At 59.9% G+C, this 22104-nt stretch carries 20 protein-coding genes and 1 pseudogene; 4 read left to right on the top strand and 17 right to left on the bottom strand.

Annotated elements, in window-relative coordinates; genetic code table 11:
- Positions 1 to 6: 6 nt before the first annotated feature.
- From AC1RQ5_RS29200 to leuC, 15 genes and pseudogenes are all read right to left on the bottom strand, one after another.
- A complete protein-coding gene (locus AC1RQ5_RS29200; protein ID WP_493204216.1) occupies positions 7 to 960 on the bottom strand; it encodes a helix-turn-helix domain-containing protein in 954 nt (317 codons plus the stop codon).
- A 144-nt stretch (positions 961 to 1104) separates the two neighbouring features.
- Complete coding sequence (locus AC1RQ5_RS29195) at positions 1105 to 1734, bottom strand: response regulator transcription factor (RefSeq protein WP_493204535.1); 630 nt, start codon at positions 1732 to 1734, stop codon at positions 1105 to 1107.
- Between the two features lie 8 nt (positions 1735 to 1742).
- Positions 1743 to 2885 (bottom strand): sensor histidine kinase, encoded by a 1143-nt coding sequence (locus tag AC1RQ5_RS29190; RefSeq protein WP_493204214.1) that lies wholly within the window; start codon positions 2883 to 2885, stop codon positions 1743 to 1745.
- Complete coding sequence (locus AC1RQ5_RS29185; RefSeq protein ID WP_398475804.1) at positions 2882 to 3289, bottom strand: sensor histidine kinase; 408 nt, start codon at positions 3287 to 3289, stop codon at positions 2882 to 2884. The genes AC1RQ5_RS29190 and AC1RQ5_RS29185 overlap by 4 nt, the downstream gene beginning before the upstream one ends.
- Before the next feature lie 24 nt (positions 3290 to 3313).
- Positions 3314 to 3556: pseudogene (locus tag AC1RQ5_RS29180) on the bottom strand (histidine kinase dimerization/phosphoacceptor domain -containing protein); the annotation flags it as partial.
- Positions 3557 to 4178: 622 nt separating this feature from the next.
- Entirely contained in the window at positions 4179 to 5534 is a 1356-nt protein-coding gene (locus tag AC1RQ5_RS29175; protein ID WP_493204212.1) for an alginate export family protein, read from the bottom strand.
- A 46-nt stretch (positions 5535 to 5580) separates the two neighbouring features.
- Positions 5581 to 6486 (bottom strand): glyoxalase, encoded by a 906-nt coding sequence (locus tag AC1RQ5_RS29170; protein ID WP_493204210.1) that lies wholly within the window; start codon positions 6484 to 6486, stop codon positions 5581 to 5583.
- A gap of 20 nt (positions 6487 to 6506) precedes the next feature.
- Positions 6507 to 8132, bottom strand: a complete 1626-nt coding sequence (locus AC1RQ5_RS29165; RefSeq protein ID WP_398475711.1) for an MFS transporter — start codon at positions 8130 to 8132, stop codon at positions 6507 to 6509.
- The gene (locus AC1RQ5_RS29160) at positions 8129 to 8536 is read right to left on the bottom strand and encodes a DoxX family protein (RefSeq protein WP_493204208.1); all 408 of its coding nucleotides are present in this window, start codon (positions 8534 to 8536) and stop codon (positions 8129 to 8131) included. The genes AC1RQ5_RS29165 and AC1RQ5_RS29160 overlap by 4 nt, the downstream gene beginning before the upstream one ends.
- The gene (locus AC1RQ5_RS29155) at positions 8536 to 10422 is read right to left on the bottom strand and encodes an amidohydrolase (RefSeq protein ID WP_493204206.1); all 1887 of its coding nucleotides are present in this window, start codon (positions 10420 to 10422) and stop codon (positions 8536 to 8538) included. Before AC1RQ5_RS29155 ends, AC1RQ5_RS29160 begins: the two co-directional genes overlap by 1 nt.
- Before the next feature lie 52 nt (positions 10423 to 10474).
- Complete coding sequence (locus tag AC1RQ5_RS29150) at positions 10475 to 10765, bottom strand: XapX domain-containing protein (RefSeq protein ID WP_493204204.1); 291 nt, start codon at positions 10763 to 10765, stop codon at positions 10475 to 10477.
- Between the two features lie 31 nt (positions 10766 to 10796).
- Positions 10797 to 11444: a hydrolase gene (locus AC1RQ5_RS29145; protein WP_398475720.1), complete on the bottom strand. Its 648-nt coding sequence runs from the start codon at positions 11442 to 11444 to the stop codon at positions 10797 to 10799.
- 425 nt (positions 11445 to 11869) lie between these two features.
- On the bottom strand, positions 11870 to 12805 hold the full coding sequence (locus AC1RQ5_RS29140) for an alpha/beta fold hydrolase (RefSeq protein WP_493204202.1): 936 nt from the start codon (positions 12803 to 12805) through the stop codon (positions 11870 to 11872).
- A 16-nt stretch (positions 12806 to 12821) separates the two neighbouring features.
- Positions 12822 to 13436 (bottom strand): 3-isopropylmalate dehydratase small subunit, encoded by a 615-nt coding sequence (leuD, locus tag AC1RQ5_RS29135; RefSeq protein ID WP_493204200.1) that lies wholly within the window; start codon positions 13434 to 13436, stop codon positions 12822 to 12824.
- Positions 13437 to 13439: 3 nt separating this feature from the next.
- Positions 13440 to 14894, bottom strand: coding sequence for a 3-isopropylmalate dehydratase large subunit (gene leuC / locus AC1RQ5_RS29130; RefSeq protein ID WP_493204198.1), 1455 nt, complete (start codon positions 14892 to 14894; stop codon positions 13440 to 13442).
- Positions 14895 to 14998: 104 nt separating this feature from the next.
- Between leuC and AC1RQ5_RS29125 the strand changes: the two genes are divergently transcribed.
- Positions 14999 to 15910 carry a LysR family transcriptional regulator gene (locus tag AC1RQ5_RS29125; RefSeq protein WP_493204196.1) on the top strand — a complete coding sequence of 304 codons (912 nt, stop codon included), beginning with the start codon at positions 14999 to 15001 and terminating at the stop codon, positions 15908 to 15910.
- Between the two features lie 182 nt (positions 15911 to 16092).
- On the opposite strand, the gene AC1RQ5_RS29120 is transcribed toward AC1RQ5_RS29125, so the two are convergent.
- Positions 16093 to 17625 (bottom strand): phospholipase D-like domain-containing protein, encoded by a 1533-nt coding sequence (locus tag AC1RQ5_RS29120; RefSeq protein WP_493204195.1) that lies wholly within the window; start codon positions 17623 to 17625, stop codon positions 16093 to 16095.
- Between the two features lie 151 nt (positions 17626 to 17776).
- On the opposite strand from AC1RQ5_RS29120, the gene AC1RQ5_RS29115 reads away from it, so the two are divergent.
- Genes AC1RQ5_RS29115 through AC1RQ5_RS29105 form a run of 3 tightly spaced genes read left to right on the top strand, consistent with a single transcriptional unit; the run spans position 17777 to position 21130 of the window.
- Positions 17777 to 18382 carry a DedA family protein gene (locus AC1RQ5_RS29115; RefSeq protein WP_493204193.1) on the top strand — a complete coding sequence of 202 codons (606 nt, stop codon included), beginning with the start codon at positions 17777 to 17779 and terminating at the stop codon, positions 18380 to 18382.
- A gap of 51 nt (positions 18383 to 18433) precedes the next feature.
- Positions 18434 to 19729 (top strand): calcium:cation antiporter family protein, encoded by a 1296-nt coding sequence (locus AC1RQ5_RS29110; protein ID WP_493204191.1) that lies wholly within the window; start codon positions 18434 to 18436, stop codon positions 19727 to 19729.
- Positions 19730 to 21130: an ABC transporter substrate-binding protein gene (locus AC1RQ5_RS29105; RefSeq protein WP_493204190.1), complete on the top strand. Its 1401-nt coding sequence runs from the start codon at positions 19730 to 19732 to the stop codon at positions 21128 to 21130. It abuts the gene before it with no gap.
- 561 nt (positions 21131 to 21691) lie between these two features.
- On the opposite strand, the gene AC1RQ5_RS29100 is transcribed toward AC1RQ5_RS29105, so the two are convergent.
- Positions 21692 to 21886 (bottom strand): hypothetical protein, encoded by a 195-nt coding sequence (locus tag AC1RQ5_RS29100; protein ID WP_493204188.1) that lies wholly within the window; start codon positions 21884 to 21886, stop codon positions 21692 to 21694.
- Positions 21887 to 22104 lie beyond the last annotated feature (218 nt).

Raw genomic sequence — 22104 nt, 5'->3', positions numbered from 1 at the left:
CAGGAATCAATCGACGTGTTTGGCTGCAGCGCGCGCGCCGCGATCATCGCTTGTCAGTCGGCGCCAGGCCCCCGGTGGCATCCCGATCGCGCTTGAAAACACCCGCGTGAAATGACTTTGGTCGGCGAAGCCACAGGCCAGAGCGACATCGGCCAGCGACATGTCATTGGCAATCAGGAGGCCGCGGGCCTGTTCGACACGCTGCGACAACATCCATTGATGCGGCGCTTTGCCCGTCGCCTTCTTGAAACCGCGAATGAAATAGCCACGCGATAACCCGCATGCCTGGGCGACATCCGCCACCCGCAAGTTGCCAGCGCCGTTGCCGCTGAGCATCTCGACGGCCAATGCCAGTTGCGACCGCGACAAGGATGCACCTTGTGATGCAGCTTCAAGATTGGTTGCGCTGTTGTATCGCTCGATCAGATGGATGCCGATCGTCGTACCGAGCTGATCTAGGAACAGCGGACTCGCTTCGCTGCTCTTTTGCAGCAGTGGCTCGACCACGCTGACGAGCCTCAGCAAGACGGGATCGATGTCGCCAGCGTGGCATGCAAGATCGACGGCACCACGCCAGCCATGTTCTCGCGCCAATTCAATCAGAAACGGCCGGGAGACCTCCATCAGCAGAAAATCGAAAGCGCCACGCAGATCGGCGCGGTAATCGTCTGCGAGGTTGCGGATATAGATCGAGCCCTCTTCGAACTCGTGGCTCGTCGCATGATGCTCTTGAAAGATGCGTCTTCGATGCCCGCGACCTTGCGAAATGCCGATCAGGAAGCCGCGATCGTCGGCAACAGTCGCGATCTGCCCAAGATTGGGGTCGTCGCTGCCTTTTCGGAAGAACGTGATTCCGGCGCCGCGCAGCTCCTGATCCTTGTGAAGCTTGCTGGCAGGACAGCCAAACACATCGATCTTCGATTCCTTTGGCTTGAGAGACACAGCCGACTGCTCACGCATATGGGCTGGCTCCGCATATGATGCGCGGTCGGGAATTCGGGCACCCGTCATCATACACCCCAATCGCTCTATCCATGCGTCCAACATGCGGAATTGGATACGGACAGACAATTGGAGCATGGTGGAGGGCGACTAGACCTTGGTCTAGGCAGGCGATGGCGGCTCGTGCCCCAGCCGATCGGCCATCCGGACGATATCCGCCAGCGAATTTGCCCGCATCTTTCGCATCATCGTGCCACGGTGAAGCTTGATGGTGGCCTCGCTGAGGCCCAGCGCTGCTGCGATCTGCTTGTTCATCAGCCCATCAGCAACATGCGCGAACACTTCACGCTCCCTCACCGTCAGCGTCTCGTAATCCGCCCTGAGACCGGCGATCTTCTCCGCCGCATGTTTGGTGGCGCGGTCGCGCTTCACCGCCATCTCGACCGCCGCCAACAGATCCATCGCACGAACGGGCTTGGTCAGGAATTCGATGGCCCCCGCCTTCATGGCCCGCACCGACATGGGGACGTCGGCAAAGCCGCTGATGACGATCACCGGTGTCGTGACATGCAGCCCAGCCAGATCGTCAAGAAAATCGAGTCCATTGCGACCGGGCAGATGGACGTCCAGCACGATGCAGCCAAACTTCTGCCGATCATCCTTGGCGAGAAACTCCTGCACCGTTGCAAAGCATTCCACCTGGAGGCCGACCGAGCGCAGCATGCCATCCAGTGCTTCGCGTATCCCCTTGTCGTCGTCGATGACCGCGACAATGGCCGGGACCTGCTCCATCTTGTCGATCACGGTGCCACCTGCAGGGAGCCTCGAGGCAGGGTGAAGCGAAATTGTGTTCCCATCGGCATGCGCGGCTCCGGCCACAGCCTGCCCCCGTGGGCGTCGATGATGGATCGACAGATCGCCAGCCCCATGCCGATGCCATCCTGCTTGGTCGTAAAGAACGGATTGAAGATCAGATCGCGATGTTCGGGGTCGATGCCCGCTCCCGCATCCTCAACGGTGACGCAAACTTCTCCCGATGTGTCCATCGCCGACACCACGGTCACACGCCGTTGTCGCGTCTCCGACGTATTGATGGCGTCGGCTGCGTTCGATACAAGATTCAAAAGCACCTGCTGCAACTGCACGCGGTCGCCAGTGATCGATGGCTGATCAGGCTGGAGATAGACATCGAGCGCAATCCCTTGACGCGACAGTTCCGGCTGCACGATCAAGAGCACGCTTTCGATCATCTCATTCACGTCGAGCGGCTCGAACACCACCGGCGCGTTGCGGGCGATCGCACGCACGCGCTGGATGATCGCGCCAGCGCGATGTCCCTCGGCGATGGCCCGCTCCGCAGCAGCCCTGGCTTCACCGACATTAATGTTGCCATCTTTGAGCCATTGCATGCACGCTTCGGCATTCATGACGACGGCCATCAGCGGCTGATTGACCTCATGCGCGATCGACGCCGTGAGCTGCCCCATGGTGGTGACCCGCGACATGCGCGCCAGTTCCGCCTGCGCCACCTGAAGGGCTGCAGCGCTTTCGCGCAACTTGCGATCGGCCCGATCCTTGTACAGGGCCATTTCGATCACGGTGCGCAATTGCAGATCTTCGAACGGCTTCAACAAATAACCGAATGGCTCGGCCTGACTCGCGCGTCGCACTGTCTCGTCATCGGCATAGGCAGTGAGGAATACGACAGGGATCTGGCATGTCGCACGGATCTGCCGGGCGGCATCGATGCCGTCAATGTCGCCTTCGAGGCGGATGTCCATCAGCACCAGATCGGGACGGTTGCTGATCGCGAGCTCGACGGCCGCCTCGCCGCGTGCGGTCACACCGATGACGGAGTGACCAATGCGGCCGAGCTGTTCGCTGATATCGCGGGCGACGATGCGATCGTCTTCAACCACCATCACGCGAGCGCGCATCGTCATGGCGTCTGCCTAACATTACGGCCAGACTGGAATGTCAGCGTGCAGATCGTGCCTCCGTTGCGATCGATCGAGAAGTTGCCATGCAACTGCTCGACGAGATCACGCACCAATTGCAGGCCGAGCGACCGCGTCTCGATAAAATCGAACTGCTCGGGCATGCCAACGCCATTGTCTCCGACGATCAGAATGCACGTCCCGTCGTCGCTGCGATTGAATCTGACCTCGATCGACCCGCTGCGGTCCCCCGGGAAAGCATGTTTGAACGCGTTTGAGACGAGCTCGTTGATGATAAGACCGCATGATACGGCGCGGTCCATGTCCAGGGTCACGTCATCGCTTGCGGCTGTGATCTCGACACCGGCTCGGCCATAGGCGCGGCGCAGATGCGTGCACAGACTCAACACATGCGCCTGCATCTCGATCTCGGCGAAGTTTCCAGCGCGATAGAGATTTTCGTGAACCAGCGCCATGGACCGAACGCGGTTACGACTATCTGCAAACAGTGCCGACGTGATGGGATCGGTGATCCGCGAAGCCTGCAGGTTGAGAAGGCTGCTGATGAGTTGCAAGTTGTTCTTGACGCGATGATGCACTTCCTTGAGCAGCGCTTCCTTTTCGCTCAATGAGGCTTCCAGCCGCTCACGCGCGGCATTTCCGCTGGTGATATCCATCATGGCACGCCGCAGTTCGAGCTGGGTCATGATCTGTCGCGCCAGCGCCTGTAGCGTGAAGCGCTGGCGCTCGGAGAGGCCATCCGGGCGTGGCGCGTGATCCAGCACGCAGACCGTGCCGATGGGCAAACCATTTTGCGTTTCCAGCAACGCCCCGGCATAGAAGCGCAGCTTGGGGCCGCCGCTGACCAATGGATTGTCCTGGAAGCGCGTATCCGATGACAGATCGGGTACGACAAACAGATCGGTCTGACGTATCGCCTGCGCGCATATCGAATGATCGAGCGGCAATTCAGGGTCACCATGCGCGATGCCGGTGAGCGTCCAGTGACGACCACCGTCGATCAGATTGATGGCGGCGATCGGCGCATTGCAAATATCCGAGGCGATCTGCACGAAATCCTCGAAATCCGCATCGGATGAGGAATCGAGAATGTCATATCGATGCAAGGCCGCGATTCGATCGCGTTCATTCCACATGTCAGCCACTTATGCATTAGCCACTTATCGGTATCGTTCCGAACCATCACGCCAAAGCTGGGTCTGATCGCGGGCGAGCGCTCAACCTATTCTGTGACGGTGCAAATTGAAACCGCGCCCGCGCAGCCAGCAGCGCGCCCGGTTACCACCCATATTTGAGCTCCAGCCCGAGATAGTTGCTATCATGGCCACCGGCATTCCGCACCGTATCGCCGATCTTATAGTGTACGGCCTCGACTGCCCCGCTCAGATTCGCATTGAAGACGTAGTCGGCGCGCAATTGCGAATACACGCCGGTCCAGCGACTGCCCAACCCGGCCGTGCCGGCGACGGCAACGTTGGGCTGGACATAAACGGCATCGGCAACTGTCTGGCGCCATTGTAGGCCGACGCCGGCGGTCACCGTCAGATTGGCGATCGGCTTGACCGTCACTGTCGGTTTGAGATGGATCAGGTTCGCGTAGCCCGTATAGCCCCCCAGCGAAAAATAGTAGCCGTTCGGGAATAGCGGATTGAAGGTGCCGATGGTGTTGTCGCCCGCGCGACCGTCACCCGACGCAGCATCCGCCTGCAGGCCGATCCTGGGCGTCCAGGCGACGTCTGAAAACGTGTAGCCCATGCGGCCGCCCAAGGCCCAGGCATCGATATCCTTCGGGCCGACATGCCCGGTCTGGCCCATGGCCTCGAGATCCCAATCGAATCCGTTGGCATTGCCGGCAAAGCGCATGTCGAAGACGTGACGGGTCTCGTCGCCAAGCGCATCGAGATAGCGGGCGGACGATCGCTCGAACAGCGAATAATAGCCCGACAGCTCATTGTCGCCGAACACCTTGCGTTCGATACGCGCAGTGCTGAATCGGAAGTTCTGGCCGGAGAAATCGTCGAACACATCACCGAAGCGATATTGCACGGGCTGGCTGACGAAACCGATGAAGCGCCACAGCCCGGTTTCGTAATTCGCCCAGACGGCATCGAAGGATTGCCGCACATTCGGCCCGTCGCGCGACGACACGAAGCGCTGCAGATCGAAGGCAAAGTCCTGGCGGCCGACCCGAGCCTTGAAGATGCCATCACCCAGCGCCCCGCTATAGGCAATGAACGCCAACCGCAAATCGAGCTGATTCTGATCGACAGGCGAAATGCTCGCTTTGTCGATGGTGCGAACATCTTCGAGTTGGGTGAATATCTGCCAGTTCTCGTTCAGGCGAATATCGACATGCATCTGCAGCCGCTGCAGCAGATAGGAATCACCGCGCATATTGCCGATGCCAAAATTCGGCGCATCGTTGAACTCGAACCGCTCACGCACATTGGCCCCGAGCGAAACATAGCTTTTCGGATCGGTGACAAAGAGCGGGATGTATTTCAGCGCGTCGAACGGCTCTGTCCGCAGCGCCGGATTGGCGAGCGCGGACCAGTCCTCCTGCCAGCGATTGGTGAGAATTTTGGGGCGCGCCGGCGCCGTGGCGACATCGTCGGCAGCTGCCGAAGATGGCATTGTTGCGATCGTGCAGAGTCCCAGCGCGATCGCCGCTGCGACGGCTTTATTTGCCGAGAGCGGAATGAATCTCGGCAACATAGCCTCCAGGAAATTTCACCAGCGCCGCACGACGTGCATCTGCCACATAGGGTTCGACGAGCACGGCGGCGCCGGCCGTTTTCGCCTTGGCCAACGTCTCGTCGAGCGACGGCACTTCATAGCCCGTCAGCTCGTGGCCATAGGGATAAGGCAGCACACCATCCGTGACCAGCACGGTGATCTTGCCGAATTTCGAGGCGATGCGAATGCGGCGATAGCTGTCATTGGGGCGGCCGATCTCGACGCCCGGCGCCTTGGCCGTGTCGGAGACGACATTGCCCTTCGAGAACGCAACAAAGCTCTTCACGAATTTATCAGCCCGGCTCGCCGGCAGATAGACACGGTTCTCCGGGACCGTCTGCAGCTCCGGATAGGACGGCGCCGTCGTGTGCCAGTAGAGCTGCATGTTGATCCCGCCCGGCCATTGCACCACGACGTCGCGTCCGATAGGATCCGGGAACGTCTTGACCAGCACATCGGCGCCCGCGCTCTGCGCTGCTTTCACTGCGGCGTCGATATCGGTGACGAGATAGCCGGTCCGTTCGTGCCCGAACGGATACGGAATCGGCGTCTTGAAGCCGAACACCGAGACCGAGCCCGCCGGCGTGAGCAGAAGCTGCGACGTCGTACTGCTTGGCGTCGGCGTCACCGTCGCGACCACCTGTTTGGTGCTCCTGCCGCCAAAGGTGGCAAGGAAGCTTTCGACGAAACGATCGACCTCATCCGGCGCCACATAGATATGGGTCGTGTCATATTGCGCGCCAACGGCAAAGCCGATCTTCGCGGTTGCCTCACGCGACCACGCGACGTGTGGCGTCACCGATAGAAGCGTGACGCAGATGGCGGTAGCAGTGAGATTGAACGAACGCATTCCGATAGTCCTTGTGGAGATTAGTGCGGGGTCACCGGCTCGGGCTTCAACAGCGGATTTTTCAGATCCAGCGTAAGGAAATGCCGGACCACGGGTCCATCGGGACCGATGTGGTATTGCGTCGTCTCACGCTGCACATCGGCGTCCGCCTTGGACACCCGGTGATGCTGCCGCAGATGCTCTGCCCAGGATTCCACCATGAACCATTCGACGATCTTTTCAGGATCTGCCGCATCCTCGGTAATGCCCCAGCCATAGGCACCATCGCGGCGCCGCGCTTCGGAGAGGCGCTTGAGGCCAGTGAAGAACGGCACCCGGTTTTCGCGCGCGATCCGGTATTCGATCAGGATCAGCACGGGGCCGCGATCATGCTCGACGTCGTCGGAGGTGAGCGGCTCCGGCCAGTAGTTGGACGGCGCCAGATCGGCTTCTCCGGTTGGCAGCTTCACCCGGTGCATGATGAGGGCGGCGATCGACAGACCGCAGGCGCTGACCAGCAGCGTCGCGGGCAGGTCCAGTGCTTGCGCGACCGCACCCCACCCAAGACTACCCGCGGCCATCGCGCCGTTGAACACCATCAGATAGACGGCGAGACCACGTCCGCGTACCCAGTTTGGCAGCACCGCCTGAGCCACGCCGCTGAACGTCGTCAGCGCCGTGATCCAGGCTGCGCCCAGCAACAACAGAACCGGCAGAGCCAACCATTTCGGTGGCGCGAAGGACAGCACGGCCATCACGGCCGCCGACAACAGCGCAGCAAGCAGCAGCAGCGCATCGGAATCGAGTTTGGCGCGTAGCCGCGGCAGGATCAGCGCGCCACCGATGGCACCTGCGCCGACGGCACCCAGCAATACGCCGTAGAAGCCAGCGTCGCCGCCGAGCAGATTGCGCGCCACCAAAGGCAGCAGCGCCCAGATCGAGCTGGAGAACGCGAAGAAGATCGCGGCGCGCAACAGCACGACATGCAATTCGCGGCTGGAGCGGGTGTAGCGCAGGCCCGCCCGGAACGCGCCGAAGAATTTTTCCGACAACGCGTCGTTCTCGGCCTTCGCCCGCGGCCACCACAGCAATGCGGCGATGACGAACATGTAGCTGATCACGTCCGCGCTATACGTCACGGCTGCGCCGAACGTCGCGAGCAGAATGCCGCCGGCGGCAGGACCGATCGAGCGCGAGACGTTGATGCCCAGCGAATTCAGCGCCACCGCGCTCTTGATGTCCTGACGCGGCACGAGTTCGGGCACGATCGCCTGCCATGTCGGCCCGACGAGCGCAGCGCCGATGCCGCCGATGAAGGTCAGACCGATCAGCAGGTTGACGGTCAGTAACCCGTAATAAGACAGCATCATCAGCGTGGCGCTGACCGAAGCGAGCAATACCTGGACCGCGATCAGGAATTTCCGGCGATCGAGAATATCCGACAGCACGCCGGCTGGAATCGCAAACAAAAAGATCGGCAACGTGCCTGCGGCCTGGATCATGGTGACCGCCGCCGGTGCAGCGGACAGGTCAGTGACCAGCCAGGAGCTCGCGACATCGCGCATGAAGCTGCCGGTATTGCCCATGACCGTGGCAACCCAGATCACCGCGAAGACGGATTGGCGGAATGGCGCGAAAGCGCTGGTTGCCTTGGCGGCGTCGCTCATGGTCTTGCCTTGTTGAGATCATGCCATGCAACGAGCAGAAAGCCGCCGCACAGGCCGATATGTTCGAAAAACGAGTTGGCGCTCATGAAGCGTTCCGGCGGAGTCAGTTCCCAGAACCGGTTCGCCAGAAACGTCGCCATCAGCGTGAAGCCCGCTAGCGACAGTGCGCCGAGCCAGCGCAACACGCCACCGAGAATCAGAAGCGATGCCACCAGTTCGAGCCCGATCGTCGCCAATGCGAAGGGCGCCGCCGGCTGCAATCCGAAATGGTTCATCTCGGCAATCGCGGCGGGAAGGTCGAACGCCTTGACCAGTCCGCCCTGCAGATAGGCCGCGCAGAGACACAGCAATGCCAGCCAGTGCACGATGGGCGCGCCGATTATGCGACGGGCAAGATTCACCATCATACCGCCCAGCAAGCGCAGCCGAGCGCGCCCCAGAAGCTCTTGAGATCGGCGATCGGCAATCTGCTGGACCACGCCGTGGCGTGATCGTGGCCATGCACGCCGCAGGAGTTAGCGCAGCCGCAGCTCATCGCCATCTTCTGAGCGACCACCTGTCCATTCGCATCCGGCGCCGCCCATGCACCATAACCGCCAAAAGTGCGCACCGGCGACCAGTCCGGCATGGCTGGCGGCGGCGCATTGTCATCAAGCTTGGCGAAATCGCCGACGCCATAGACGACCTTGCCGCCAACGATGGTCAGAACGGCGCTGGTATCGGCAATTTCATTCTCTGCGCAGGAGAAGAAATCACGATCGGGCACGACGATATCGGCGAGCTGGCCGACCTGGATGCGCCCCTTCTTGCCCTCTTCATTGGAGAACCACGTCACGTTCTCGGTCCACATGCGCAATGCCGTCTCGCGATCGAGACAGTTGCGCTGCGGGTAGAGCTGCATGCCACCGACGGTGCGGCCGGTCACCAGCCATGACAGCGACACCCAAGGATTATAGGACGCCACGCGCGTCGCGTCGGTGCCGGCAGAGACCTTGACGCCCTTGGCCAGCATCTTCGAGACCGGCGGCGTGGCTTCGGCAGCGCCATGGCCGTAACGCTCGACGAAATACTCGCCCTGATAGGCCATGCGATGCTGCACAGCGATGCCGCCGCCAAGGGCCGCAATGCGATCGATGGACTGATCGGAGATCGTCTCGGCGTGATCGAAGAACCAGTTGAGGCCTTCGAGCGGCATGTCCTGATTGACGCGCTCGAACACATCCAGCGCGCGGCTGATGGTTTCGTCATAGGTCGCATGCATGCGCCATGGCCATTTGTTCTGCACGAGGACGCGGACGACTTCTTCGAGTTCGCCTTCCATCTCCGGCTCCATATCCGGGCGCGGCTGGCGGAAATCCTCGAAATCGGCGGCAGAGAACACCAGCATCTCGCCGGCGCCGTTATGGCGGAAATAATCGTCGCCCTGCTTGTATTTGGAGGTCTTCGTCCAGTTCAGGAAGTCGTCCTTCTCGCCCTTCGGCTTTTGCGTGAAGAGATTGTAGGCCAGACGGATGGTGAGTTGATTCTCGTCATGCAGCTTCTGAATGACGGCGTAATCATCGGGATAATTCTGGAAGCCACCACCGGCATCGATGGCGCCGGTGACGCCAAGACGATTCAGCTCGCGCATGAAGTGGCGCGTCGAATTGACCTGATAGTCGAACGGCAGTTTCGGCCCCTTGGCCAGCGTCGCATAAAGAATGCCGGCATTGGGCTTGGCGAGCAGCATGCCGTTCGGATTGCCGTTGGCATCGCGGATGATCTCGCCACCCGGAGGATTCGGCGTGTCCTTGGTGTAACCAACGGCGCGCAAGGCAGCGCCATTGAGCAGCGCGCGATCATAGAGATGCAGCAGGAACACCGGCGTATCCGGCGCCACAGCATTGAGCTCGTCGATGGTCGGCAGCCGCTTCTCGACGAATTGATGTTCGGTGAAGCCACCGACCACGCGCACCCATTGCGGCGGCGGCGTGATGGCGACCTGACGCTTCAGCATGTTCATGGCGTCGGACAGCGAGCGTACGCCATCCCAGCGCAGCTCCATGTTGAAATTCAGACCGCCGCGGATGATGTGCAGATGGTTGTCGATCAGGCCGGGCAGCACGCGCTTGCCCTTGAGATCGACGATCTTCGTCTTGGGACCCGCCAATGGCAGAATCTCGCCGTCGTGCCCGACATGGGTGAAGCGACCGTCCTTGATGGCGACTGCATTCGCGACCGGATTGGAGCGATCAAGCGTCGTGAACAAGCCGCGGTGAAGAATGAGATCGGGGGTCTGCGGCTCGGTCATGGAGTGCTCCTTGAGTGCGGGAATATCGAAGTCATCGTAACGGGGGGCTGTACTATCCGTCGGCAGGCGGCTGCGGCGTCTTATCGGCAGCGATGCGCGCATCGGAGCGCTGGCCTTTCGGCAGATGGCCGAACATGTGCGGCTTGACCTGATCGATCCACGAATAAATCACCGGCTCTTTCTGCCAGAGGCTCCGCACCAGCGGCGGCAACTGCTCGCCGACCAGAATGCCGAGCAGACCGACCAGCGCCACCACCGGTGGCGCTGGAGAGCGCACATTGATCAGACTGTAGATGACGCCAACCAACAGGCCCGCGCCCAGCGAGATCATGTGCGCTTTCATGTCATTGTCCTGTTTTGAGTAACGTGGCGGCTTACTTGGCCGGACCGCCTTCAGAGGCGTGCTCGCCCAGTGCCCACTTCGAGAAGCGGATCTGGATGCCGTAAGGCGAATGCGCCTTCTGGATGTCCATCATGCCGTCATACGTCTCGCTGCGGGCCCAATCCTGCTGCAGCTCATAGGCATATTGCGACGACGTGATCGGCACCGCGCCGGCCTGGATCGCACGCTGCATCGAACGCTCGTGCGCCTCGGGCGAAAGATCGCCGCAGGCATCGGCGGCGATATAGATCTCATAGCCTTCGCGCAGCATGTCGAGAGTCGGGAAGATCACGCAGGCTTCGGTCCAGAGACCGGCGATCACGAACTTCTTGCGGCCAGTGGCGGCAACGGCCTTGCGAAAGTTCGGATCGAGCCACGAGTTCATCGAGGTACGATCGATGATGTCGTGGTTCGGAAACAGCTCGGTGACTTCCGGAATGAACGGACCGGAGAACGAGTCCTTCGCGACAGTCGTGAGCACGGTCGGAATGTTGAAGAGTTTTGCAGCCTTGGCCAGGATCTGCACATTGTTCATCGTCACCAGACGGTCGTGCGACTGCACGCCTTGGAACATCGCCGGCTGATAATCGATCAACGCAATGGCACTGTTCTGCGGCGTGAGCATCTCTAGGAACGACATCGTTAAATTCTCCGTGGAAGGTTGTGACGACTGCAAGACCGCTCGCAGTGCTGCGGCTGTGATGTGAGCTGCTGGGCAATGATTGTCGTTGGCGACCAACGGGCCCGCAGACCACGAAGCCGCGCGGCTAGGTGCACCCAAGCCAAGGGCGGCGTCTTGTCGGGAAGTCACTGGCTTTGAATGATCGGCCACCGCGGGCCATGCCACGCGATTTGCCGCAGCCGGAGTTCTTTGCCGAACTCCGCAGCTCGATATCTCGCAATCGAACTGTCGTGGTCCGCACCTGCGTGGACCTTATTGGCAGAATTGCCCGTCAGGCGGAGGAGGGCGCTGATCCAATGGCGCTTTCAGACAGCAGCTTGAAGGGCGATTTTTCGCCATGAGCTGCTATCTCCAAAATTTGCTACAGCGATGAAGCCCTGATTTCAGTCACCGAGAAAAGCGGACAACTCGGCGAGGGTTTCTTCAGGGTTTTCTTCTTGAAGCGTGTGCCCGCAATCGAACGCCCGGCCCGAGACATTGGTCGCCTTTTCGCGCCACGTCTCCAGCACGTCGTACAGCGCGCCAACGGTCCCCTTGCCGCCCCAGATCGCCAATAGCGGACAGTCGATGCGCTGCTCCGCATCAGATGCATCGTGCTCCAGATCAATTGTCGCCGCCGCCCGATAATCTTCACAGATAGCATGGCGCGTGGCCGGATCGCGATAGCAGCGCAGATATTCCTCGAACGCTTCCGGCTCGGTTGCGCCGGGCGTCTTGGTCTGGCCATCGATATGGGTGCGCAGAAAGAATTCCGGGTCGGCGCCGATCATCCGTTCCGGCAGTGGCGCCGGCTGAATGAGAAAGAACCACCAGAAGTAACGGGTCGCAAATTCCTTGTCGGTGCGGGCATACATGGTCGCGGTCGGCGCAATATCGATGACGGCGACTTTGGAAACCGCTGCCGGATGATCACGCACCAATCGGTGCGCAACGCGTCCGCCGCGATCATGCCCGACGAGGCTAAACCGTGAATGACCGAGCGCGCGCATCACCTCGACCTGATCGAGCGCCATGCTGCGCTTCGAATAGGCGGCGTGATCGGGTCCACCATCCGGCTTGCTGCTGTCGCCATAGCCTCGCAGGTCGGTCGCAACCACGGTGAAACGCCTTGCCAGTCCCGGCGCGATCTTGCGCCAGGTGACGTGCGTCTGTGGGTGGCCGTGCAACAACAGGAGCGGCGGCCCCTCGCCGCCAACCGCTGCCCGGATCGTGATCCCGCTCGGCAATGCGACATCGATCAGGCGGAAGCCTGCCAGAAATGGCGAGCTACCGCGTTCCACAATGGCGGCTTCGTGTTCGGGGACAGTCGGATGGGCCATGGAGTGCTACCGCAGTTCAGTTTGGAGAGAGCCAGGGGTGATCTTCCCAGTGGCGCGTCTGGAATTTTCGTATCTCGCCGGCCTGACCGAGCGTCACGCCCACGGCATCCAGCCCCTGCAACAAGGCGGCCTTGCGCAACGGATCGATTGCAAACCGGATCGTCTCGCCGCTCGCATCGAGAGTCAAACGCTCCGACTCCAGATCGATCGTCATGCCGTTCGTCTCGGGTCGCCCGATCACGTCGGCAATGTGAGCGATGGTGTCGCGATCCAGTGTAACGGTGAGCACGCCGTTGTTGCGACAGTTGTCGTCAAAAATGCCGGCGAAAGAGGTGCCGATCAGTGCCCGGATTCCCAGTTGGAACAGCCCCCATACGGCATGTTCGCGGCTGGAGCCGCAGCCGAAATTCGGTCCAACGACGAGGAAACGGGTATGCGCATAGCCGGGCTGGTTGAGTACGAAATCGGGATCCGGCTGCCCGTCGCGGAAGCGCAGCAGATTGAACACGCCGACATCGAGGCCCTTGCGATTGATACCCTTGAGGAAGGCCTTCGGCATGATGACATCGGTATCGATATTCGGCGCCAAGAAAGGTGCCGCCGGTCCCGTGACCCTGACGAACGTTTCCATGGATCAGCCCTCCTTTGAAAGGCTACGGACATCGACGATATGGCCCCGGACGGCTGCGGCCGCGACCATGGCGGGACTCATCAGATGGGTTCGGGCTCCAGTCCCCTGCCGTCCTTCAAAGTTGCGGTTGGTCGACGAGGCGCAACGGTCACCCGGAGCGAGGACATCGTCGTTCATCGCGAGGCACATGGAGCAGCCAGACTGACGCCATTCGAAACCCGCCGCACTGAATATCGCAGCAACACCTTCCGCCTCCGCCTGATCGCGCACCTTGGTCGAACCCGGTACAACGATCGCCCTGACGCCGGGCGCGATTTTACGGCCGGCCAGGATACGCGCCGCGTCGCGCAGATCCTCGATCCGGGAATTCGTACACGATCCGATAAAGGCATGACTGATCGGGATGGCATCAAGCGGCGTGCCGGCGCCCAGTCCCATATAGTCAAGCGCCCGCCTGGCGGCGCGCTCCCGGTTCGGATCGGTCTCGGTGGAGGGATCAGGAATGAGCGACGTCACGCTCGCGGCCTGATCCGGGCTTGTTCCCCAGGTTACCATGGGAGCGACCTCCGAGACGTCCAGCGCAAATTCGCGATCAAACACCGCATCCGCATCGCTGCGGAGGCCGGACATCCTGGTGACCATCGCGGACCACATCTCGCCTTTGGGGCTCCGCGGACGCCCCTCGATATAGGCAAAGACTTTCGCATCGGGAGCGATCACCGCGCCCCGGGCGCCTGCTTCCACGATCATGTTCGAGATCGTCATGCGCGCTTCCACGCTCATCGCGGCCACGGCGTCGCCGGCGAATTCGACCGCATGCCCTGCCGCGCCGTCAGCGCCGATGCGGCGAATGACCTCGATCACGCAATCCTTCGCCGTCACCCCCAGCCCCAGGTGTCCGGTCAAGGTGATCCGCATCGTCCTCAGCCTGCGATAGACCAGGGTCTGCGTCGCCAGATAGTGCTCGATATCGGATGTGCCGATACCAAAACCGAGCGCGCCGAGCGCCGCGTAGGAGGTCGTGTGGCTGTCGCCGGCGGCGACGACCATGCCGGGCAGCACCAGCCCCTGCTCCGGTGCCACCACATGCTCGATGCCTTGTCGCGGATCCAGAACGTCGAATATTTCGATGCCGAAATCCTTGGCGTTCTCGGCAAAATAGGCGACCTGTTGCGCTCCACCGGGATCGGACATTGCGGCGACACGCCGCTGCGCCGTCGGATTGACGTGATCGACGACCATCAAGGCCGCGTCCGGATTCCAGACCTTGCGCCCGGCTTCACGCAGCGCGGTGAAGGCCTGCGGACTGGTGTATTCGTTGAGGATGGTTCGATCGATGTAAAGCAGGACCTGCCGATCGCCGAGATCGCGGACCGTGTGGGTGTCGATGATCTTGTCATATAGGGTTCGGGACATAACCGTGCCGCTCAGCATGCTTTGCAACTGCGGATCCACCATCGGAGGCTCCCGCCGCGACATCCAATGCTGTATGAGAATATCGTTATGCCGTCGCGCTATAAGCAGGGTCTGCCGGAGACGGCACCCCATCGGATGGAGTGTTCGTGGAAATCGATTGGCTCAAGGATTTCCTAGAGGTCGCGGACAGCGGCAGTTTTTCGCGCGCAGCCGAGTCTCGCCACATCACACAGCCCGCATTGAGCCGCCGAATCCGTGCACTCGAGGAATGGGTCGGGGTCCAGCTGTTCTTTCGAACGACGCATCGTGTGACGCTATCGCCTGCCGGCGAGGCTTTCCGGCTCACCGCAGAAGAGGTCCTGAGGCGACTGGAGGCAGGGCGCTCGGAGGCGAAGGATCGGGCAAATACAGACATTGAAGAGCTACAATTCGCATCCACCAACGCGTTGGCGCTGACATTCTTCCCGGAATGGCTACAGCGGATCGAAGAAGCGCTTCCCTTCGTCGCCAATATTCAACTGGTCGCCAATCACTGGGACGCCTGCGAGCGATTCATGCTGCAGGGGCGCACGCAATTTCTTCTTGGTCATTATCATCCGGCGGCGGAGACCTTGCTCACGCCTGGTCACTTCGTCTCTCATCCGATCGGCCGGGACGTGCTGATACCAGTCGTCGCCAAACAGGCCCGGGCAGATGCAAGCTCCGCTTTCTCGGGCCTCCCCGGATCCGAAGAAGAGCCCGTGCCGTATCTGTCGTATCGCCCGGAATCGGGTATGGGCAGGATCATTTCGGCTGTGAGGAGCACCTCTGCGGACAAGGCGTGGTTGAAGCCGACATTCAACTCACATCTTGCAAAGCTGCTGGTGACCATGGCTCTCGATGGGCGAGGCATGGCCTGGCTGCCGGAAAGTCTGATCGGAGCCTCCCTTTCAAACGGCCAGCTTGTCAGGGCGGGCGCCGAAAAATGGGATATCCCGATCGAGATCCGCCTGTTCCGTGCCCGCGCACGGCTATCCACAACAGCAGAGCTCTTCTGGGGCGCCGTCACGAAGACCTAACTGTCGTGATTGAATGCCCTCTTCGCGCAGGAGCAGCCACTGACGATCTGTCAATGGTTCGCGGGAGTATTCGCGGAGGTAGCAATATGGCGCGCCATTCAGAATGAAACTACGAACTCGTATGTGATTGAATTAGCTATATAATTCTGATGAGGTCACAAAATTATTGCCCAGATATTGGCTCACACCTGCTTACGCTCAATCGATCGGGCAAGGCGGTCTTTAAGCGCATGAGTGAGCATCAGCCATAGTGGCTCGGCTTGTTCCGGATCGAAAAGCTCGTTTTCACCAAGGGGTCTGCTCTCCGCTGGCGGCATTTCAATTGGCACAAGGGTGCGGCCCGACTCCCGCCGAAGCATCTCAATGGCCGCGATCAATGATCCTTCGTTTTGAATGAGCGCCTCTGCCAGCGTCTCGACATCAATTTCCAAGTGCTCTGCAACAAGACCATTGCGGAATGCGGTGATTGCACGGGACATAGATTCGGTTTCAGAATCCCATGGGGCCGCTTCGACGGCGAGGTCGCATTCGGTATCGAAGCCCATCGACCGATTATTGAGGTTGGCCGACCCGATCCGCAGCAGCCGGCCGTCGACCACAAGCACCTTGGCATGGACATAGATCGGCGCGCCCTTTGTGGTTACGGGCCTGTAGATCCGGAAGCGGCTGTAATGGTCGGAATCCCGGAGATGGGCCAGCAGACGCTCGCGGGCCGCTCCCATGGCTCTTTCCTCGACCCATCCACGCGCTTGCAGCGGATTGATGACGACAATTTCCGGGCCGTCTGGCTCGCGCAGCCGTGCAGCAAGCGCCTCCCCGATACAGCGCGCGGCGAGATATTGCCCCTCGAAATAGATGGTGCGCCGGGCCGAAGCGATAGCAGCCAAATGCAAGGCTTCGATCTCCTTGATGGATTGGCGCCCCTCATACTCCGGCTCCGTCCGGGCGATCGCCACGTCTACGTCGCACAGCAGCGGAACTAATTCTTGTGGCCAAGGATCAAGTGTCGAAGCAGGGGGTGGCTCGATCTGCTCCTTGGTCGCCCGACGCCAGCGCTCGCGCGCAAGGCTGCCCAAGGCGGCGGCCGCCGACCCGTCCACTGCCATCGTGGCATCGTGAAACGCGCCGTAAGCGCGCCCCGACGGTCGGACACGGCGCGGATCGTGGTCATCGTGGTCGCTTGTGTCCCACCGGTCGTCTGTCATGTCGATGCCGCCGCAAAAAGCGAGCGCATCGTCGATCACGACGATTTTCTGGTGATGCGCAGCACCGGTCGGGTGAGCGTTGTCCAGTCTAAACTGGAAACGCTTGCTGGCCATCCAGTTCAGTAGAAAAAGCGGCGTCGTCCCGCGCACGAGCGTACCCACGAGGCCCAGATTCCATTGAAGCACCCGAACGCACAGTTCGGGCCGACGCTCGACGAGCGCGGACAGGAAGGGACCAAGCCGATCCGGCAATCCCGGGATTGTATTGTCCGGATCCAGCTTGATGCGCGTATCGAACTCCCAGCCGATAAACAGGACCGAATGTTGCGCACGCATCAGCGCGGCACGAATGAGCTTGAAATAGGACGCCGCATCGACAATGGGCGCGAGCCGCGACGCCCTCTCCACCCGCCAGCAGGTAAGCCCCGCTTGCAGGATCGGAGCGCCGTGAGGCGTGACGGGTGCAGCGTGTCGAACGTGATATTGCGACATACGATCCGGTGTGGTCATTGGCGGTCCTTTGCGTCTTTCTGCGATTGTTGGATAGCTGAAACGTCTTTAATAAGGAAAGCGGATTTCAGGACAGCGGGGCCGCCTGTTGAGTTTCCTGACCCGATAGCCGGCAAGTCCGGAGGAGCGTCTGCAAAAAGGAGCAGTTGCATTGGATTGGATCACGCAAGGCATCGAGCGGGGAGGGTACTTAGGCATCTTTCTACTGATGCTGATTGACAATTTGTTTCCCCCGATCCCCTCCGAGGTGATCATGCCGCTGGCCGGTTACGTCGCAGCGCGGGGCCAACTTACTTTTGTCGGGATTCTGCTTACTGGTGTGGCGGGATCGATCGCCGGCGCGCTGTTGCTTTACGCGATCGGACGATGGATCGGCGTTCACCCTATTCGGCGATTTGCCGCCAACCACGGCCGCTGGCTGACTTTAAGCCCTGCCGAGATTGATCGCGCCAGTGCCTGGTTCGCCCGTCATGGCTGGACTGCCGTTTTTGTCGGCCGGATGGTTCCAGGCGTTCGTTCTCTGATTTCGATACCGGCTGGGGTCGCGGGCATGCCTCTTGCGCCATTTCTCGCGGCCACGACGATGGGCACGGTTCTCTGGACCGGGCTGCTGGCGGCTGCTGGATATTTATTGGCCGAGAACTATCTGGCGGTGGGCAACTGGATCGAGCCGCTCAGCAATGGAATCGTTATCCTCGCGTTTGCTGTATACGTTTACAGGGTTGCAACGTTCAAAAAGCAGATTGACGAAGCCTGATTATTTCAATGCTGGTTCGTCACTGCGGCGACCAAAGTAGCGGGGGCTCACGTGAAACGTTTCCTGATTTTGGTCGCCGTCGCCTTGTTGGCGACCCTGCCGGCGGTGGTGTTCCGGTTGACCGGCCTGCGGCCGAGCCCCATTCTGGATGCGGGGGTGTTCGGATTTGCGATTCTTGCCGCCGGTTTCCTTCTGTCATGGGGCGCTGAAGCCGCCGAAAAGCACATTTCACAGGGGCTGATTCTTGCCGTCGTTGCCCTCGTGACGGTCCTGCCTGAATATGCCGTCGATCTGTATTACGCCTATCAGGCTGGTCGTGCAGGGCCGGAGTCGCAGTACGTGCACTATGCGGCCGCCAACATGACAGGCGCCAATCGTCTTTTGGTTGGCCTCGCGTGGCCATTGATGGTTCTCATGCACTGGCTTAAGGACCGGCATCGCTCGATCGACCTGGCGCCCGCAAACGCAGTCGAGGTCGGCTTCCTGTTGCTTGCAAGCCTTTACGCTTTCGTCATCCTGTTGAAGGGCAACATCAGCCTGATCGACTTTGCCGCGCTCGCTGCAATCTTCGGCGCTTATGTCTGGCGGGTGCGCAACCTGCCGAAGACCGACGACCCGAACGAAAAGGAAGAGCCGGGGCCGGCCGCTGCGTTGAACACGCTCTCTCCCAGAGGGCAATGGGCGGCAATGGGCGGGCTCGTGCTGATCGCGTGCGCGGTCATCCTCGCGGCCGCAGAGCCCTTTGCCGAAGCCATGGTCGGTACCGGCCGTGCCTTCGGAATCAACGAATTCCTGCTCATCCAGTGGCTGGCCCCGCTTGCCAGCGAGGCCCCGGCGGTGTCGGTGGCTGTGCTGTTCGTGCTGGCCAACCGTGCCGGCAACGGTCTCACGGCCATGATCAGCGATAAGATCAACCAGTGGACGCTGCTCGTCGGCATGCTGCCGCTTGCCATGAGTTTTGGCGCCGGGGCTATCTCCGCACTTCCGCTGGATGCACGGCAGAGCGAAGAGTTTTTCCTGACCGCCGCCCAATCCCTGTTCGGACTCGCGCTGCTCCTACGCCTGCGCCTCAGTGTTGGCTCGGCGCTGGCCCTCGTCAGTCTGTTCGCAATTCAGGTCACACTGGCGTTCGTCTTCAGAAACGACGAGGCGCGTACGATTATGACGCTGACATGGCTCGCATGGGTTTATCTTGCTCTGGCTGGCGTTCTATTCCTGATCAACGCGCGACGGCTGACCGGCATTCTCCGCAGTGCTTTTCTGTCATCTTCGCAGGCAATCGGCGCAGCGTCTTTGCCTGACAACGTACCGGCCGTCGATCAATCGTTTATCAAGGGACCCCAGTAAATGTCCTCGTCCGGTGGGCAAACAAAATCAAGTGATGCAGCCCGCCGAGGACGGAAGAGGACGAAAACCTTACTGCTCATTGCATTATTGGGTTTTCTTGTTTTCGGTATCGCCGCAGGCGCGTTGTATTATGGATTGCGGCCCACAACCCTCCGGATTGCTGTTGGGCCGCCGGGAAGTAATGACCACAAGGTCATCATGGCGATGAGCGAGGCCTTCGCCAGCGAAAGTAAAACCTTGAGGCTCGATATCATCACAACCCCAGGCACAACTGAAGCTCTTGCTCTGCTTGGCGCTGCAAAAGCTGATCTGGCGGTTGGTCGCGGCGACTTGGCAATGCCGCCAGACGCCCAGACAGTTGTGGTTCTACGTAAGAACTTCGTCGTGCTGTGGTCACCTTCCGGGCTTGGTAGCAAAAGCTCCAAAAAGAAGTCGACGCCAAAAATCAAGGAGATTGCCGATCTTGCGGGGCGCAGGGTTGGAGTGATCGGCAAGACCCCTGCGAACGCCGCGTTGCTGGAGGTCATCTTGCGCGCCTCCGGCGTCGACGCTGATAAGGTCATGGTTACTCAGTTTGGAATAGACCAAATCGAGGATATGGCGCGTGATCCCGCGATCGATGCCTTCATGGCGGTCGGTCCGCTCGATAGCAAAATAACGTCTGACGCGGTCGCTTCGACCGCCCGCGTGCGTGGTGAGCCAAAGTTCCTTGCAATCGATGCATCACAAGCCCTTGCCTTAAAGCACCCGCGCTACGAGTCCGAAGAAATTTTACCAAGCATCTTCAATGCGAATCCGGCTTGGCCGGAAGACAAAGTCGATACTATAAGCGTGAATCATTTGATCTTGGCACGGAAGGCTTTGGCCGAAACGACAGTAGCGGCTTTCTACCGTCAACAACTTGCACTGCGACAGACAATTGCACGGCAAGTACCCGGCGCAGCACAAATGACCAAGCCGGACACCGAGAAAGAAGCAGAACTGCCGATACACCGGGGGGCGGCAGCCATTATCGACGGGACTGAACGCACTTTCCTCGACCGATACGGCGACTATTTCTGGTTCGCGATTTTGCTGCTTTCAGGGATTGGTTCGAGCGTCGCCTGGCTACGCCAATATCTAAATCGCGACGAAAGGGACGAAATTACACGGCATCGTAATCGGATCTCGGCCGTTGTCTCTAGGGTTCAGACCGCAGAATCCGACGCAACGCTGCTCGCGATGCAGCGGGAGGTAGATGCTATCGTTGCGGAAGCGCTCGAATACTACGACAAAGGCATCATCGGAGAACAAGAATTGGCGCCGTTTGGATTGGTGCTCGATCTGTTCGATCATGCCGTGATCGAGAGGCGCGCGGAATTACAGGCTGCGCCTTCAAATCTATTAACGGTTCGCCGTTAAGGCCTCTGCCTGGTAAGGTTCATGTCTTTAGAAGCCGAATAGTGCGATAAATAATGATCGGGTATTGCCGCGAAAGGCGCTTGGGTAAGCTCCTTCGATACCGGCAAACCGACTACTAAAAATCGAAATGATGAAATCTTCGCTGGTTCAAGATTGTAGCTGCTGGTGTCTCGAATGGTGAGATCAGGCTCAATGATTAATAGGCAAGAGGATGAGAGGACATAACCAACGCAGCCTCAAACGTCGCTGACAGAATGCACAGCGATGATACGAGCAGCCTCAATCTGACATCGCCCCCAATTTGATCAGGTCATCGACGCTTTGAAAATATTAAAGCAGTGCCGCGACCATCTGGTATGACTGAGTGATCTCGCTCAGGCGGCTCATTTCAGCAGCACCGCGTGAGCAAAAAAGAGTAGCACTCGTGCAATAAATAACGATGCAGACTAATGTTTCAATTTACTGAGCTTATAAATATTTTCTATAAGCATGAATGATTCATCAGCAAAACAGACCGCTCGAAGGCAAGAAATAGAGCCCGGTTTTAACCGGGCTCATTCTTTACTTGTGCTTTTCACTCATCAAATGAGCTTCCTCAGTGTGCTTGTGAGCATCATGCGAATGCTGTTTGGCTTTGGCAGAGTGCTCTTTGCCTTTCGAGTGGTCACCTTTATCGTGATGCTCAGCGGCAGAATGATGAGCTTTGGCTGCATGTTCGTGATGCTCGGCGGCTTTCTTGTGCTGTTCTTTTGCCATGTCAGAAAGCTCCCTGAAAGATTTAGTAACAGCGAGGTCACGGGTTTGTCGTGCTAATGTTCCAGATTGATCGAGCTGTAACGAAGTTCCTCCAGCACTATGCGGTTCTTCTACCGGGGAGGCGCGCACCGCTGAAAGTCTGCACAGGCTACCCTAGTCTTTTGCAAACGCAGAAGATCGAGATGCCGACACAGAGACCGTCCATGCGCCACATTCGT

Source organism: Tardiphaga sp. GW821-FHT12E02 (genome assembly GCF_058807155.1).
This window is presented reverse-complemented; position numbering and strand designations above follow the sequence as displayed.

What these genes read in the sequence shown, in the direction of transcription:
- AC1RQ5_RS29200 (WP_493204216.1), bottom strand. Translation starts at nt 960, where the DNA reads ATGCGTGAGCAGTCGGCTGTGTCTCTCAAGCCAAAGGAATCGAAGATC.
- AC1RQ5_RS29195 (WP_493204535.1), bottom strand. Translation starts at nt 1,734, where the DNA reads ATGGAGCAGGTCCCGGCCATTGTCGCGGTCATCGACGACGACAAGGGG.
- AC1RQ5_RS29190 (WP_493204214.1), bottom strand. Translation starts at nt 2,885, where the DNA reads ATGACGATGCGCGCTCGCGTGATGGTGGTTGAAGACGATCGCATCGTC.
- AC1RQ5_RS29175 (WP_493204212.1), bottom strand. Translation starts at nt 5,534, where the DNA reads ATGCCATCTTCGGCAGCTGCCGACGATGTCGCCACGGCGCCGGCGCGC.
- AC1RQ5_RS29170 (WP_493204210.1), bottom strand. Translation starts at nt 6,486, where the DNA reads ATGCGTTCGTTCAATCTCACTGCTACCGCCATCTGCGTCACGCTTCTA.
- AC1RQ5_RS29165 (WP_398475711.1), bottom strand. Translation starts at nt 8,132, where the DNA reads ATGAGCGACGCCGCCAAGGCAACCAGCGCTTTCGCGCCATTCCGCCAA.
- AC1RQ5_RS29160 (WP_493204208.1), bottom strand. Translation starts at nt 8,536, where the DNA reads ATGGTGAATCTTGCCCGTCGCATAATCGGCGCGCCCATCGTGCACTGG.
- AC1RQ5_RS29155 (WP_493204206.1), bottom strand. Translation starts at nt 10,422, where the DNA reads ATGACCGAGCCGCAGACCCCCGATCTCATTCTTCACCGCGGCTTGTTC.
- AC1RQ5_RS29150 (WP_493204204.1), bottom strand. Translation starts at nt 10,765, where the DNA reads ATGAAAGCGCACATGATCTCGCTGGGCGCGGGCCTGTTGGTTGGCGTC.
- AC1RQ5_RS29145 (WP_398475720.1), bottom strand. Translation starts at nt 11,444, where the DNA reads ATGTCGTTCCTAGAGATGCTCACGCCGCAGAACAGTGCCATTGCGTTG.
- AC1RQ5_RS29140 (WP_493204202.1), bottom strand. Translation starts at nt 12,805, where the DNA reads ATGGCCCATCCGACTGTCCCCGAACACGAAGCCGCCATTGTGGAACGC.
- leuD (WP_493204200.1), bottom strand. Translation starts at nt 13,436, where the DNA reads ATGGAAACGTTCGTCAGGGTCACGGGACCGGCGGCACCTTTCTTGGCG.
- leuC (WP_493204198.1), bottom strand. Translation starts at nt 14,894, where the DNA reads ATGGTGGATCCGCAGTTGCAAAGCATGCTGAGCGGCACGGTTATGTCC.
- AC1RQ5_RS29120 (WP_493204195.1), bottom strand. Translation starts at nt 17,625, where the DNA reads ATGACCACACCGGATCGTATGTCGCAATATCACGTTCGACACGCTGCA.
- AC1RQ5_RS29105 (WP_493204190.1), top strand. Translation starts at nt 19,730, where the DNA reads ATGTCCTCGTCCGGTGGGCAAACAAAATCAAGTGATGCAGCCCGCCGA.
- AC1RQ5_RS29100 (WP_493204188.1), bottom strand. Translation starts at nt 21,886, where the DNA reads ATGGCAAAAGAACAGCACAAGAAAGCCGCCGAGCATCACGAACATGCA.